General features: G+C 51.6%; 16 protein-coding genes and 1 riboswitch. Of the genes, 3 read left to right on the top strand and 13 right to left on the bottom strand.

Going from position 1 to position 14,885, the window contains the following annotated elements; genetic code table 11:
* Positions 1-133: 133 nt before the first annotated feature.
* The 9 genes from EIZ37_RS15070 to rnjA form a co-directional block, all read right to left on the bottom strand.
* Positions 134-1,102, bottom strand: coding sequence for an ABC transporter permease (locus tag EIZ37_RS15070; protein WP_134685546.1), 969 nt, complete (start codon positions 1,100-1,102; stop codon positions 134-136).
* The gene (locus EIZ37_RS15065) at positions 1,080-2,573 is read right to left on the bottom strand and encodes a sugar ABC transporter ATP-binding protein (protein WP_235828044.1); all 1,494 of its coding nucleotides are present in this window, start codon (positions 2,571-2,573) and stop codon (positions 1,080-1,082) included. The genes EIZ37_RS15070 and EIZ37_RS15065 overlap by 23 nt, the downstream gene beginning before the upstream one ends.
* Positions 2,574-2,651: 78 nt before the next feature.
* Positions 2,652-3,647, bottom strand: coding sequence for a substrate-binding domain-containing protein (locus tag EIZ37_RS15060; protein WP_167568903.1), 996 nt, complete (start codon positions 3,645-3,647; stop codon positions 2,652-2,654).
* Positions 3,648-3,731: 84 nt separating this feature from the next.
* On the bottom strand, positions 3,732-4,955 hold the full coding sequence (locus tag EIZ37_RS15055; RefSeq protein WP_235828043.1) for a Gfo/Idh/MocA family protein: 1,224 nt from the start codon (positions 4,953-4,955) through the stop codon (positions 3,732-3,734).
* Positions 4,939-5,949 (bottom strand): LacI family DNA-binding transcriptional regulator, encoded by a 1,011-nt coding sequence (locus EIZ37_RS15050; protein ID WP_134685542.1) that lies wholly within the window; start codon positions 5,947-5,949, stop codon positions 4,939-4,941. Before EIZ37_RS15050 ends, EIZ37_RS15055 begins: the two co-directional genes overlap by 17 nt.
* A gap of 230 nt (positions 5,950-6,179) precedes the next feature.
* The gene (locus EIZ37_RS15045) at positions 6,180-7,058 is read right to left on the bottom strand and encodes an aldo/keto reductase (protein ID WP_134685540.1); all 879 of its coding nucleotides are present in this window, start codon (positions 7,056-7,058) and stop codon (positions 6,180-6,182) included.
* Positions 7,059-7,552: 494 nt separating this feature from the next.
* Positions 7,553-7,786 (bottom strand): hypothetical protein, encoded by a 234-nt coding sequence (locus tag EIZ37_RS15040; RefSeq protein WP_134685539.1) that lies wholly within the window; start codon positions 7,784-7,786, stop codon positions 7,553-7,555.
* Between the two features lie 58 nt (positions 7,787-7,844).
* Positions 7,845-8,276, bottom strand: coding sequence for a BrxA/BrxB family bacilliredoxin (locus tag EIZ37_RS15035; RefSeq protein ID WP_134685537.1), 432 nt, complete (start codon positions 8,274-8,276; stop codon positions 7,845-7,847).
* Positions 8,277-8,375: 99 nt separating this feature from the next.
* On the bottom strand, positions 8,376-10,025 hold the full coding sequence (rnjA, locus tag EIZ37_RS15030) for a ribonuclease J1 (protein ID WP_134685535.1): 1,650 nt from the start codon (positions 10,023-10,025) through the stop codon (positions 8,376-8,378).
* A gap of 228 nt (positions 10,026-10,253) precedes the next feature.
* On the opposite strand from rnjA, the gene EIZ37_RS15025 reads away from it, so the two are divergent.
* Positions 10,254-10,634, top strand: a complete 381-nt coding sequence (locus EIZ37_RS15025) for a YqzG/YhdC family protein (protein ID WP_134685533.1) — start codon at positions 10,254-10,256, stop codon at positions 10,632-10,634.
* Here EIZ37_RS15025 and EIZ37_RS15020 read toward each other — a convergent pair.
* The 3 genes from EIZ37_RS15020 to EIZ37_RS15010 form a co-directional block, all read right to left on the bottom strand.
* A complete protein-coding gene (locus EIZ37_RS15020; protein ID WP_134685531.1) occupies positions 10,600-11,217 on the bottom strand; it encodes an SCO family protein in 618 nt (205 codons plus the stop codon). The genes EIZ37_RS15025 and EIZ37_RS15020 overlap by 35 nt on opposite strands.
* A gap of 7 nt (positions 11,218-11,224) precedes the next feature.
* Positions 11,225-11,635, bottom strand: coding sequence for a FixH family protein (locus EIZ37_RS15015; RefSeq protein WP_167568901.1), 411 nt, complete (start codon positions 11,633-11,635; stop codon positions 11,225-11,227).
* A gap of 184 nt (positions 11,636-11,819) precedes the next feature.
* Positions 11,820-12,134, bottom strand: a complete 315-nt coding sequence (locus EIZ37_RS15010; RefSeq protein WP_134685527.1) for a rhodanese-like domain-containing protein — start codon at positions 12,132-12,134, stop codon at positions 11,820-11,822.
* 166 nt (positions 12,135-12,300) lie between these two features.
* Here EIZ37_RS15010 and EIZ37_RS15005 point away from each other — a divergent pair, with 166 nt between their 5' ends.
* The gene (locus EIZ37_RS15005) at positions 12,301-12,657 is read left to right on the top strand and encodes a DUF2512 family protein (protein ID WP_167568899.1); all 357 of its coding nucleotides are present in this window, start codon (positions 12,301-12,303) and stop codon (positions 12,655-12,657) included.
* 196 nt (positions 12,658-12,853) lie between these two features.
* Here the strand turns inward: EIZ37_RS15005 and EIZ37_RS26445 are convergent, their stop codons facing one another.
* Positions 12,854-12,937 (bottom strand): putative holin-like toxin, encoded by an 84-nt coding sequence (locus tag EIZ37_RS26445; RefSeq protein WP_268898754.1) that lies wholly within the window; start codon positions 12,935-12,937, stop codon positions 12,854-12,856.
* Between the two features lie 451 nt (positions 12,938-13,388).
* Positions 13,389-13,498: riboswitch (SAM riboswitch) on the top strand.
* Between the two features lie 75 nt (positions 13,499-13,573).
* On the opposite strand from EIZ37_RS26445, the gene EIZ37_RS15000 reads away from it, so the two are divergent.
* On the top strand, positions 13,574-14,872 hold the full coding sequence (locus tag EIZ37_RS15000) for a homocysteine synthase (protein WP_134685524.1): 1,299 nt from the start codon (positions 13,574-13,576) through the stop codon (positions 14,870-14,872).
* Positions 14,873-14,885: the final 13 nt, after the last annotated feature.

The raw sequence follows: 14,885 nt of genomic DNA, 5'->3' as shown, positions 1-14,885 counted from the left end.
ATGGGGGGGAGAAAAGCGAGCGGGGCTCCCGTACTGCCGGGCGTAGAATGAAGCGAAGTTGCGAAACAGGCTCTCCCTACCTCAGCCTCTTTACAGAAAAACCTTAGCCTGATGAAAAGGCTAAGGTTCCTACCTACTCCTTTTTTTGCAAGAGTACGGCAATGATGATGATGCAGCCCTTCACGAGTCCCTGCAAATAAGGGGATACGTTCATCAGGTTGATCATATTGTTGAGCACACCGAGAATCAACACGCCAAACAAGGTACCCCAAATACTTCCCTTTCCGCCGGACAAGCGAGTGCCGCCGATCACCACTGCGGCGATCGCATCCAGTTCGTAGCTGATCCCCGAACTGGAGGAGGAGATGGAATTGAGGCGGGATGATTCGATGACCGCCGCCGCCCCGACGAGCATGCCGCACAGCGTGTACGCCAGCATTTTGATGCGGTTCACCGGAATCGCCGATAACAGCGACGCCTTTTCATTGCTGCCAATCGCATACACATACCGGCCAAAGCGCGTTTTCTTCATGAGCAGATAGATCAGGACGGTAATGAGAAAGAAGAGATACACCGGATAGGAGATACCGAGGATTTCCCCGTTAGCTAGCTCTGCGAAGCCTTCTACCTTCCCCGTTTGACTCCCGCCATCCGAGTAATAGAGTCCGATGGATCTGGCGCTTGCCATCATGCCCAGCGTGGCAATGAACGGAGCGATTTTCCCTTTGGTGACCATGCTGCCATTGATCGCACCAATGGCCATTGCACAGAGGATGGTGGTCAATACTCCGAGCGTAATGCTCCCCGTCTGGTTCATGACCGTGATGCCCATCGCCCCGGAAAGCGCGAGCGAGGCGCCTACAGACAGATCAAACCCTCCGAGCAGGATCACGATGGTCTGCCCCAAGGCGATGATCCCGATGATCGACACCTGCCGCAAAATATTGATCAGATTTCCCGAGGTAAAAAAGTTTTCGTTGATCACCGCGGCGATCACGATCAGAATGACAAAAGCGATGCCGACGCTGTATTTCTCCCATAATCTTTGCAGCTGCATCGCCGGCTTTCTCGTGCCGATGTCATGACTTTGCACCGGTTGCATACATCATGATCCTCCCTTCCGTTGCTTCCTCCCGCTCCAAGCAAGCGGTCATTTCCCCTTGGTACATGACAATGACCCGATCGCACAGCTTGAGAATCTCCGGGATCTCCGATGACAGCACGATAAATGATTTTCCCTCTCCGGCAAGCTTCATGATCAGTTGATAGATTTCATTCTTCGCCCCGACATCGACTCCTTGGGTCGGATTGTCCAACACGATGATATCGGCATCTGCCTCCAGCCACTTGGCCAGAATGACCTTTTGCTGGTTGCCTCCGCTCAGACTCGTAATTGGCAGCGACGGATCATTCGCCTTGATGTTGATCTGGCTTTTATGGGCCAGATAGCGCTGTCGTTCGAGCTGATTCCGAATCATCCCCGCTCGCAGAAATTTGCCTAGTGATGGCAAACTGAAATTCTCCAGGATGCTTAAATCTTTGATGATGGCGTTCTCCTTGCGATTCTTCGGAACCAGTCCCACCCCGCTAGCCAGCGCTTGCTTCGGATGGCGAATATATGCCTCTTTCCCGTGGACGCGAATCATTCCCGCCTCTTTTTTCCGATAGCCGATCAGACACTCCACCATTTCCGAATGACCCGCTCCGGATAGGCCCGTGATCCCCAGCACCTCTCCCTTTCGCAGCGCAAACGCCACTTCCCTGCATACATGCCCGCTCGACAGCCCTTTTACCTCTAGCACGACCTGTCCAAGCGTCCGACGCCGATACACCTGCTGGTGGGACAGGTCTTTCCCGACCATGGCCTGGGCAAGCCGCTCCTCATCGGTATCCCGGATGCAGCCTGTCGATGAAAGCTCTCCATCCCGCAGCACGGTATACCGATCGCAAAATTGGATGACCTCCTTCAGCTTATGGGAAATGAAAATGATCGATACCCCCTTGTCCCGCAGGGTCCGAATCACTTGAAAAATGCTGTCAATTTCCTTATCCGTAAGCGATGTCGTCGGTTCATCCATGATGATCACGTTGGACTCCTGCAGCAACGCCTTGCCAATCTCGATGACCTGCTTCAAGGAGCTGTCCAAGTCGCCCACCAGCGCTTTCGGATCAAGCTGGACACCGACCATGTCGATGATCCGCTCCGCCTCTTCGATCATCCGCTTGGTATCGACCGTACGATACCGGGTGATGATCTCCGAGCCCAGAAACAGATTTTCATAGACCGTCAAATCGGGAATCAGATTCAGCTCTTGGTGAATGAAGCTGATGCCGAGACTTTTGGAATCCTGCGGGCTCATGATCTGCACCTTGGCACCGCCCAGCAAAATATCGCCGGCATCCGCTTGGAATACGCCGCCGAGAATGTTCATCAGCGTGCTTTTTCCTGCACCGTTTTCCCCCAGAAGCGCATGAATTTCCCCTTCTTGGAGCGTGAAGTCCACTCCTTTGAGGGCATGAACACCGCTGAATGCTTTATGAATGCCCTTCATTTCCAATCGAATGCGATTCACACCGTCACCCCCCCGATGGTTACCTGACCGATTCAGCTAGAAAAAGGGGCAAGCATGACGCTTGCCCGAATGGGTGGTTTAGTAAGGGGCATCCGCTACATAGAATTGGTCCACGTTTTCCTTCGTGACTTTTTCCGCTGGCAGGACGGTGTCTTTTTGCGCAGGCTGTTTGCCATTCACGATATCCACAGCGGTTTTTACCGCTTCCTTCACCATCAAGGGGGTGTACGTAAACGTAGCGAGCGTGATATCTGTCGCCTCTTTGATCTCCTTGTAGAAATCCTTCGCTCCGCCCGCGCCCGTCAGAAACTTGATGTCGGTTCGTTTCGCTTCCCGAATCGCTTGCAGCGCACCCAGTGCCATTTCATCGTCGATGGTGTACACCGCATCGATTTGTGGATTCGCCTGCAGCAGGTTTTGCATCACTTCATAGCCTTTTTGCTTTTGAAACTTTCCGTTTTGGTCAGCCAAGATCTTGATATCCGGATATTTTGCTTTCATGACATCGGTAAAGCTGCCGACACGCTGGGTATTGACCGAGCTTGGGTCAGAGGAGATGATGACGACATTGCCTTTTCCTTGCAGCTTTTCCCCGAGATACTCGGCTGCGTTCTTCCCGATGCCTTCGTTGTCTCCTTTGATCAAAGCGGTGTAATCGCCGTTTGCCACTTCCCGGTCAAAGACGACCAGCGGGATATTGGCTTCCTTGATCTTTCCTACCGCAGGGGTTAACGCGTCGGTCTCCATAGGCAGCATGACGATCGCATTGACCTTTTTCGTGACCAGGTCCTCTACGTCATTCATCTGTTTATTCGGGTTATCCGCCGTGGTCATTTCCACCTTGACGCCAGACTCTTCCCCTTGTTTTTTCGCATAGTCGATGACCGCGCCCATCCAGCCGTGATCGGCGAACGGAAAGCTGAGACCGATGACCTTTTCCGCGCTCTGGCTGCTCCCGCCTGCGCTTGGCTGCCCACTAGCTGGTGCTGCTTCCTTACCTCCCCCACAGCCGGCCAACGCTGCTGCAAGAATTCCCGTCAAAGCCAACTTCGAAATGACATTCCACTTCTTCATGATCGACATCCCCCTTGTATGTTTCATAAAAGAATGAATGATGGTAAGAATGTTGTCTTCGCCTAGTTGTAATCGTTTTCAAGATTACGCTTCTTGCAGGGCCTCCTGGAGCAGTTTGTTTACGTTTACCCAGCTTTTTTGGGCAGCCGATCTTTCCACCGCTTCCATCACCGCCTGGTTGCGCAGACCATCCTCAAACGAAGGGGTCACGCCCGTACCTGTGGCAATCCCTTTCATCAGCTCATACAGCATGCTGATGAAGGTATGTTCATAGCCGACGATGTGACCAGCTGGCCAATAGTTGCCTGTATACGGATGGATGCTCTCTGTGACATTGATCGTACGAAAGCCTTGGACACCGGGCTCGTCGTCCGTGAAATAGACCTGAAGCAGATTCATATTTTCCAGATCCCAGCGAAGCGAACCCTTGGAGCCATTGATTTCGATGCAGTTGCGATTGCGGTTTCCCGCAGCGAAGCGAGTCGCTTCAAACACACCCAGTGCGCCATTTTCAAAGCGGGCAAGAAAAGCCGCCGCATCATCCACGTCAACCTTTCCCGTTCCCGCTTCCTTGGAGGCGTGCAGACCTCCTGCCATCTCGCCAAGCGGCCGTTCCTTGATAAAAGTCTCCATCATGCCGGTCACTTCCGCTATTTCTCCTGCCAGAAAGCGAGCCAGGTCGATGATATGGGAAGCGATATCACCCAGCGCTCCCGAGCCTGTCACTTCCTTGCGCAGACGCCAGACCAGGGGAAAATCCGGATCCATGATCCAATCCTGCAGATAGGCCGCGCGGATATGATAGAGCTTGCCCAGTCTGCCTTCCTCGATCAGCTTTTTTGCCAGCTGGATGGCTGGGGCAAACCGGTAGTTGTGGGAAACCATATGTACGATGTTTGTTTCCTTGGCAGCCTTCCACATCGCAGCAGCTTCAGCCAATGTCATCGCCAGCGGCTTTTCGCAGATAATGTGCTTGCCCGCTTTTACAGCTTCCAGGACGATTTGCGCATGCGAGTTATTGGGCGTCCCCACATCAATCAAATCGATATCGTCCCGCTCGATCAGAGTCCGCCAGTCGGTTTCATAGGATGCAAATCCGAATTTCTCCGCCGCTTCCTTCACGCCCGCTTCATCCCGGCCACAGATGGCTGTCAGCTCCGGTTGCAGCGGGGAATCGAAGTAAAACGGAACATCTCGATACGCATGGGTGTGCGCCTTGCCCATGAATTTGTAACCGATCATCCCTACACGCAACGGTTTATGACCTTTTCGTACCTCTGCCAAAATTCCTTCACCCTTTCTCTTCATGTCCTTTCCCACTGGATTCCCGAATGATCATCGTGTCCTCCAGCACCACTTGCGCCTGCCCCAGCTCTTCCGCCTTCATCAATTTGACCAGCATCTGTACCGATCGCTGACCGATCTCATATCGCGGCTGATGGATCGTCGTCAACGCTGGGGAAACATACGAAGCCATATTGATGTCATCAAAGCCCGCCACCGCGATATCATCGGGAACCCGCAGGCCGTGATCATGGATGGCCCGCAGTGCGCCGATCGCCATCACATCGCTAGCCGCAAAAATGGCTGTCGGAAGCCGTTCGATGGACAGCAGCTTTTTCGCAACGGCATATCCCGATTCGATCGAAAAATCACCTTCCTGCACGAGCAGCTCATCCTCAGGCATACCGTGTTCCCTGAGTGCTTGCTTGTATCCATTCAGGCGCGCCTGGCTTAAAACGACATTGCTCGGCCCCATGATATGGGCGATCCGCGTATGGCCCAGGGCCAGCAAATGCTTGGTGATCTTCCTTGCCGCACTTTCGTTGTCAATCGAGACGCACGGAATCTCGCTTCCTGCGATGTATTCGCATGCGAGGACCATGGGCCGGCGGGCAGCAAAATCTTCAATGAATGCCTGGTCCATCTGGGCCGTCGTCAAAATGAGGCCGTCTGCCCGGCTCTCCTCAAGCAGTGCCATGTACGCCTTGGCCTTCTCCCGGTCACCGTCCGTGCTTCCGACCAGCACATGAAACCCTGCCTCTCTCGCCCCGTCCTCAATGCCGCGGATCACCTCCGAGAAGAATGGATTTTTAATATCGGGGACAAGCGCGATGATAACATTGGTTTTTAGACTGCGCAGATTGCGGGCCAATCCATTTGGCGTATAATTGAGCTGCTCCATCGCTTCCATGACTCGTTGCTGCGTTTTCGGATTAACCGGGTCTGCCCCTGACATGACCCTGGAGACTGTGGCAATGGATACCTTTGCCAGCCTTGCTACGTCATGTATGGTTGCCATCGTGATCATCAACTTCTCTCTGCATGTAAAGGTTTACATAAATGTTGGATGATATAAGCTGTATCTGCCTGTTTTTTCCTAGTGATATTCTACAATAGAAATGTAAAGGTTTACAATTAGAATTTTTAGATAATTCGTCAGGTGGGTTCACATATGAGTAAAAGCAGGGCAGAACATCTTTCTTGTGTTCTGTCCTGCCCTCATTTTGTTTGTGTCAGCATTTTTCCTTTTTAGGCGTCAAAAGAAAGCTGCGGCAACCGATACCACTCCCCGGACATCCACTCACCGGCTTTCCAGCGAAGAACATCGGCTTTTACCAGCGGCATGATCTCTTGGAAAAAGGCAACACGCTCAATATCGTCCATCGGCTGAAAATGTCGTGCTGCCTGCAGGTCTGCTTCCAGCTCGTCCATTTTGCTGACACCCAGGATCGCGGTGGAAACAGGCAGGCTCCACGTATAACGAAGCGCCTGCTCCGTCCAGGGAGCAAGCTTTCCGAGCGCCATGACCTTCATGCCAATGACCGCTACTCCTTTTTCGACAGCCAATGGCACAAACTCATGGGCGAAGCTGTAAATAAAATGATCGAGCGCTGACAAGGCAACCAGTGCGCTGTCAAAGGGGAAGCGGCGGATCGCCTCGGCCAACAACCGTGGATCCGTATGTCCGCTGATGCTGATTTTTTTGACGAGACCTTGCTCCCTTGCCTCTAACATCGCTTCCAATACCCCGCCCTTGGCGAAAATCGCTTCCAGATCGTGGGGCTGCATGACATTATGTATGCGCCATTCATTGACGTAATCGGTTTTCAGCCTTTTCAAGCTGCCTTCCAAGTCTCGCAGAGCCAGATCACGTGTCCGCCCGCCTGTTTTCGTGGCCAGCCATACGCGATCACGCAAGCCTTCAAGGCCAAGGCCAACCCTTGTCTCGGATTGACCTGCGCTGTAGCTGGGAGCGGTATCAAAATAATTGACACCCTGCTCGACAGCTCGCCGGATGATGGCGATTGCTTCCTCCTCGGTACAATCGTGCTCATCGACAATTCGTTGAGCGCCGAAACCGAGCAACGAGACTTGATGCGGATCACGTCCGAACGCTCTTGTTTGCATGGTGTGCTCCTCCTGTAGTTTGTGTTGTAGTGCAAACATAGTGGTGGGGGAAGGGAATAACGGGCGGAGCTGCGTTCTTGCCACACCCGCAAGGGAGTGTTTACCGTCCGGTTCCGCTTGCAAAAACGGTACGTCGCGCAAAAGTTTCGAGGAAGCGTATTCAACCGTCGAGGTTGCGCGACAAGCGTGTACCATTTTTGCAAGCTCCACCTCGGTAGGTGTGACAAAGACTCCGCCCGTCCCGTTCTTCCCTTCCTCACGTGGCTGTTGTTGAAAAAAATCTCAGACGGAATAAAGGCAAAGGAATTGAAGCCCTTTTGAAAGTAAACATAATCATTTGGATGCTCCGAAGGGCTGCATTCAACTTTATTCCTCTACAAAAGCTTTTGCTACGCAGGAGAGCATGTTTCGAAACGGAGCGCCTGCGGAACCCGACCCAGCGCAGCAGTAAATCGCGGGCAAAGGGGGGCAAACTTGGCTAAGCTTCGAAGCGTTTACCACTTTTTGCACACCCCCGCGATTTGCTGCGGAGCGGACAGTCTCACCCACAGCGGGGTGGAGAATGAAGCGGAGTTTCGGAACATGCTCTCCTCCACCGCAGCAACGAAGCGTCCCCACTTTTGCACACCCCGCGATTTGCTGCGGAGCGGACAGTCATGGACCCACAGCGGGGTGGAGAATGAAGCGGAGTTTCGAAACATGCTCTCCTCCACCGCAGCACGAAGCATAACCCCTCTCCCCTAAGAGAAAGACGCCCTCGCAGGCGCCTTCATCAAACCTTTATTCTTATTTGCAATGTTGATCGTACATAGAAGTCAACAGTCCGGAAATGGTTGCCAGGTCATTGTTCTCGATTTGATGACGCTCAACCATGCCCAGCAGCTTTCCATCTTTCATCAGTGCAAAAGATGGCGAGGATGGCGCAAACCCTTCGAAATATTCACGGGCTCTCGCTGTCGCTTCTTTTTCTTGGCCGGCAAACACCGTATACAGATGATCCGGCTTCACATCATGCTGGAGGGAATGCGCTACTGCCGGACGAGCCAAACCTGCTGCACAGCCGCACACGGAGTTGACCACAACCAGCGCGGTACCTTTCATATTGGTAAAGGCCTGATCTACATCTTCAGGCGTTTTCAATTCTTGAAAGCCAATTCGAGTAAGCTCATCGCGCATTGGTTGAATGACCTGACTCATATATGCTTCATAGGACATCATGGGGAAACCTCTCCTTTATCGTAACTTTGCAACATGCCATTACCGCTATTATATCCCTTCTATTGGCCGAGGAGAATGCCTCGGGACACTTTCACATGATTATACTTCCATCAAAATAGTCAGGATCATTGGATTGCGCCCTGTTTTCTCGTAAATGTACGGTTTCAGCACCTCGTTGATCTGTGCTTTCAGTTCGCTCCACTCTCTCGTTTTTCGATCTAGAGCCTGCGTCAGCTTCTGTTTCACCAGATCCGTCGCTTCCTGGATCAGGGATTCAGATCCCCTTACGTAAACAAACCCTCGGCTCACAATGTCCGGACCGGTCAATATCTTGAAATTTTTCATATCCAGGCTGACCACTACGACCATGAGGCCATCTTCCGCTAGATGCTTACGGTCGCGCAGCACGATATTGCCGACATCGCCAATTCCGCTTCCATCGATCAGCACGATTCCCGCATGCACTTTTTCCAGATGCGCGCTTTCGCGGGTGCAGCTCAGCACGTCCCCGTTGTCCATGATGAAAATATTCTTGTCATCGATCCCCACTTGCTTTGCCAGCTTCGCGTGGGTACGCTGCATCCGATGCTCTCCATGGATCGGGATAAAGTAACGCGGACGGATAAAGTTGAGCATCAGCTTCAGTTCTTCACTGCTGCCGTGCCCGGATGCGTGGATATCAAAGTAAGTGCCGTAAATGACATTCGCCCCTGCGCGGAAGAGCTTGTCGATGGTGCGGTATACATTTACCGTATTGCCCGGGATCGGAGAGGCAGACATGATAACGGTGTCATCCGGGTAGATCTGCACATTGCGGTGAGATCCGGCAGCAATCCGAGTCAGCGCTGCCATCGGTTCCCCCTGGCTTCCCGTGCAGATGATGAGAATCTGATTGTCCGCGTAGTTATCAATCGTTTTGATATCAATCAGCATGCCCTCTGGCACTTGAATATACCCTAGCTCTTGTCCGATCAAAAACGCTTTTTCCATGCTGCGGCCGATCACGGCTACTTTCCGATCATATGCCATGGCCGCTTCTACCACCTGCTGCAGACGGTGGACATTGGATGCAAAGGTCGCGAGGATAATCCGGCCTCTTGCTTGGGCAACCACTTCCATGATACCTTCGCCAACCGCCCGCTCCGACATCGTAAAACCTGGTCTTTCCGCATTCGTGCTGTCTGACAACAGCGCCAAGACATCGCCGTTGCCCAAGCGTGCCATTTTGGCGTACTCGGTAGTCGCTCCCACTGGAGTCATGTCAAATTTAAAGTCACCTGTATGTACGACGGTACCTTCCGGCGTTTCAATCGCGATTCCGTACGAATCCGGAATACTGTGGTTGGTGCGGAAGAAAGACGCCTCCATATGTTTGAAAGGAATGACTGTGTCTTCATTGATCGGGATTAATTGCACATCGTTTTGCATCCGATGCTCTTCCAGCTTCGCTTTGACCAGTCCCAGCGTCAGCCGGCCTCCATAGATGGGAGGATTGATCTGCTTGAAGATATAGGGGATCGCTCCGATATGATCCTCATGACCGTGCGTCAAGAGCATTGCCTTGATTTTATGTTCATTCTCTTTCAAATACGTGATATCCGGGATCACCAGATCGATCCCAAACATCTCGTCCTCAGGGAACTTTACACCACAGTCGATAATGACGATCTCGTCCTCCACCTCGACGCAGTACATGTTTTTCCCAATTTCTCCCAATCCGCCCATGGCGAAAATTCTAACCTCACTCAAGCTAATACCTCCTATATCGTCAATGCCATTGATGGCCGTTCACACGCACTCTTCACTTATTGTAACACAAGTACTTCCATCCATTCCCTTAGTATTTACCAATCCTTGCATGGAAATTAAGTATACCACATTTCACATGGTGTTATTTCTTTCGGGCATACTGTGTCTGCGGCCTATCCAGCGCAAGCATGGCTGGGCCAAACATCTACTTTGCCGGGAGGAAGTCTGATGAAAAAAACTAGCCATCTGTTGTCGACTGTGCTCTCAATCAGCCTTTGCGCGTGTGTTCCCTTGTTCGTAACTCCTGCCATGACCACACACGCTGAGCCCGCTTATGCCAAGTGGGGACAAATGGCGATGAAGGAGACCAAGAAAAAATACCCAAAGGCCGACATTGTCGATTACAAACATGTCGGCCGTAAAGAGCTTTCCCCCTCTGCCGCACAGGAAACGTTCCGGCTATGGCTGAAAGAAGGGAAGCAGCGATATGAGGTTATTGTGCGGATTACCTTTGAAACTCGCACAGAAAAGGTGCTGTCTGTCCGCTTTCAGCAGGAAGAACGTACAATGAATCCTATTCGTCAGCCAGCAGTTCCATATCCTTCATGATTTCCTCGGTGTTCATATCGGCACCCATGCCATACATCTTCCGCAGATTATGCTGCTTGTCCAAAAGGAAGGTAACCATCGTATGCACGTAGCTTCCGTCCGGTTGCTTCAAGACTCCGATGCCAAAGGATTTCGTCACTTTCTCCACGGCCGTCTGTTCTCCTCGCAAGATGTGCCAGCCGCTCTGATCGACACGGAAGCGGTCGGCGTATTCTTGCAGCACCTCGGGTGTATCTCGCTCCGGATCAAAGGAAATGCTCAGAAAATCGACCTGTGAGGCGTACAATCCCTTTTGCTTTAATTGCTCCTGCATCTGTACCATATAAGCGGTCGTCGCCGGACAGACATCCGGACAATTCGTGAAAATAAAGGAGACTAGGCGCACTTTTCCGTCGGTTTGCGACAAATGAAACGGTTTGCCGTCCAGCTGTTCCAGTGTAAAGTCCTCCATCGGCTTGAGCACCGGAAGCTTTTGATTGTACTGGTGATTGTAGTACATGACCCCGGCCGCCGCTATTGCCAGAACAAGCGCAGCCAGATAGATCCCATATCTTTGGATAAAGCCCTTCTCTTGCACAACCATTCCCACCTTACTTGATTTTTGCTTCTAAGGTATAGTCAAACGGATGGCTCTCTCCCTGGTCATCCGTCCATACGACCTGAAGCTTCCAGTCCCCTTCCATCATGAGATGGGGGCCATCTGCTGTCCACGTGCCGTTTTGCTCCTTTTGCAACGCCAGCTCGCTTTTTCCGTGGTCCATCCCTTCCATCGAAAAGTGGAGCACAGCCTTCCCATTGGTTACAGGCTGATTGTTGGCGTCGGTGAGCGACCACGTAAACGTATTTGGCCCGACAATCGCCGATGAAACCGCCAGCTTTCCTTGGTAGCTGCCTTCTGTGGCTGTCAAGGTCAACGGACCGTTACTTGCCGTGTCTTCACTACCGCAGCCAGCGATCGCGAGACATACTGCGAGTAAAACAGTCCACCACATGCCTTTCATCCTGGATTCCCTCCTCCATAAAAACTTGTTGTCCATCACACTGGAGAGCAAGCAGCCCCGCTCGTCTTAAAAAAAGCTTCGATTGAAGCTTTTCAAAGGTGTCGTGCGAAGCGTAACCTTTCTTATTCCGTTAAAAACCGCTTTGCGTTACTATCCAGCGCAAAGCGGGCTAATTATGGTTGCCTTATTCTTTTTCGATGTCCCCAGGCCAAGCCAGCATACCGCCTACCATATTCGCCACATCAAATCCATACTGTAGCAAATATTCAGAGGTGCGATGGCTGCGTGCACCGCTGCGGCATACCATGATAATCGGCTTCTCTTTGTCCAGTTCATCCATACGGGCCGGCAAGCTGCTCATCGGGATCAGCTTGGCCTGTGCGATATGTCCTTCATTCCACTCTTCCACTTCACGTACATCAATTAATTGAATGTCTTCACCGTTTTTCAGCTTTTCCAATACCTCAACCGGCGTAACTTCCTTCACTTCCATCTCCATGCGTGAAACCTCCAGTCCGTAGTCCTTCTCTCGCCCTATCATACCATAGCTTGTCATGATTTTCTAATGAGCCCGCTGCCATGATGCGCAGTGTGAAAAAAAAACGTATACAAAAACCGCCAAATCGCAAACATACATGGTAACATGTAGATATGGAGGGGTCAGCTTGTCCCGATTACTGATCAAACTGCTACTCATCCCCATCACTGTACTGCTTCTGGATTATTTGATCGGCAGTCTGTATTTCCCTTCCTTTACGCAAGCCATCCTGGTAGGTTTGGTCTTGGCAGTGATTGGCTACTTCATGGAGCGGTCACTCTTGCGCAGCGGCACTCTCTGGATGACCACTGGACTGGATATCGCGGTGACAATTGTGGCTCTCCTGCTCTTCGATGTGTTCCTCCCGGGGGCCAGAATACCTCTGGATGCCGTATTTTTAACGGCCTTGATTTTAGGAATCATCGAGTATGTATACCACCGCTGGCTGCTGCGCCATGACGACAAAAATCGAGCAACCTTGTAATTTTTTTGGGGATACTTCTTGTAGATTTTTTGGAACCATTATGGTAAAATGGAATATGTTGATGGTTTTTGCGGAGATAAAGTGAGACCGCTGGTGCGGCTACACCAACGGTCCTGTACAATAGGCGTTCCCCACAAGGGGGGCGACTCATACGGCTTTGTTGTGGATCACCTGGATGGATGTGTTCAAGGGTGATCTACTTCTTTTTAGCGAAGGACAGCATTGCCACTATCAGCGTGCCAAAGGCGATCATCACTGATATCGACTCATAGACTGTCATAAACCCACCCCCTTTCAACGGGATGAGCCGACCACCCTTGAGGAGCCGTTACTACTGTACAAGGAAAATTATACCATGTGTGGACAATTTAGAAAAAACGCAAAAAGTCCTTTTTTCCTAAAATAATCGCATTTTTCTGTATTCTCAAATGAACTGGAATTAAAAATCCGCGCATATAATGAAACATTCGTTCGCCACACCTTGTTCGCTTGTCATCACTCCCCACTCTACCCACTTTGTCCTCCCCCATTTTAGCCGGTTGATCCATAGGTCCTTTTGCTTATAAAAAATTGTCCATTTTTCCTTGCTGCAAGTGGAACTACAGCTATTTTCCTACCGTGATTTATCCTACTTTTCCATTCTCCTTATTCCTATCCATTTACTCGGAAAAAAGAGTTGACAGCCCACTTTCCCTTACGTAAAATGGAAACAACGCTTACGAATTCCATATTTTTCATCAAGAGTGGTGGAGGGACTGGCCCGATGAAACCCGGCAACCGGCATGGCAAGCATGCAAGGTGCTAAATCCTGCAGGATCCAATTGATTCTGGGAGATGAACACGCGTGAAAGCAGCTACGCAGCCTTCTTCTATCCAGAGGAAGGCTTTTATTATTTTCTAAAGGGAGAGATGGGAAATGGCAGAAAAACGCGAATGGAAATTAGAAACGCTTGCACTGCACGGCGGGCAGGAAGTCGATCCGACAACGGGCTCGCGCGCTGTCCCGATTTATCAGACCTCATCATATGTGTTTCGCGACGCCGATCATGCAGCCAATCTGTTTGCCTTGAAGGAGTTCGGCAATATTTACAGCCGCATCATGAATCCCACCCAAGATGTGTTTGAAAAGCGCGTCGCCCTGCTCGAAGGCGGCGTAGGTGCGCTAGCCACCGCATCCGGCCAAGCCGCTATCACCTTTTCCATCCTGAACATTGCCGGAGCCGGTGATGAAATCGTCTCTTCTTCCAGCCTATACGGCGGCACGTATAATCTGTTCAGTAATACGCTGCCGAAATTAGGTATCAAGGTTCATTTTGTCGATCAATCCAATCCCGAAAATTTCCGTACGGCCATTACTGATAAAACGAAGGCTGTTTTTGTCGAAACCATCGGCAACCCCCGCATCGACATTGCCGATATCGAGGCAATCGCGGAAATCGCCCATGAACACGGCGTTCCCTTGATCGTGGACAACACCTTCGCCTCCCCGATCCTGGCCCGTCCCTTCGAACACGGAGCGGATATCGTGGTCCATTCTACGACAAAATTCATCGGCGGCCACGGCACCTCGATTGGCGGCATCATTGTCGATTCTGGAAAATTCGACTGGAATAACGGCAAGTTTCCCGGACTGACCACCCCTGATCCCAGCTATCATGGCGTCGTATATACCGAAGCGGTCGGCAATCTCGCTTACATCATCAAAGCGCGTGTCCAGCTGCAGCGCGACATTGGCGCAGCGGTATCGCCTTTCAACTCGTTTTTGTTCCTGCAAGGCTTGGAGACCTTGCACCTGCGGATGGAGCGTCACAGCCAAAACGCACTGGCTGTCGCCAAATTCCTTGCTGCCCATCCAGCTGTCGAATGGGTCAGCTATCCGGGGCTTGAAGGAGATTCGCAATACCCGCTGGCGCAGAAATATTTGCCCAAGGGACAGGGAGCCATCCTCACCTTTGGCATCAAAGGCGGAGTGGCGGAAGGCCGCAAGCTGATCGAATCCGTCCAGCTATTCTCCCACTTGGCCAATGTGGGAGACTCCAAATCGTTGATCATCCATCCGGCAAGCACGACCCACCAGCAGCTGACAGAGGAAGAACAGCGCCTGGCCGGTGTCAGTCCTACGCTGATCCGTCTGTCTGTTGGGACCGAGGCGATCGACGATATCTTGGAGGATTTGTCACAGGCATTAAAACAGGCGGTTCCCGTTTCCGTATAAACCCTGCCCAAAC

This window comes from Brevibacillus migulae, assembly GCF_004521915.1.
GTDB classification, from domain to species: domain Bacteria; phylum Bacillota; class Bacilli; order Brevibacillales; family Brevibacillaceae; genus Brevibacillus_F; species Brevibacillus_F migulae.
The sequence above is the reverse complement of the archived record's forward strand: the minus strand, read 5'-3'. Positions and strand labels throughout refer to the sequence as shown.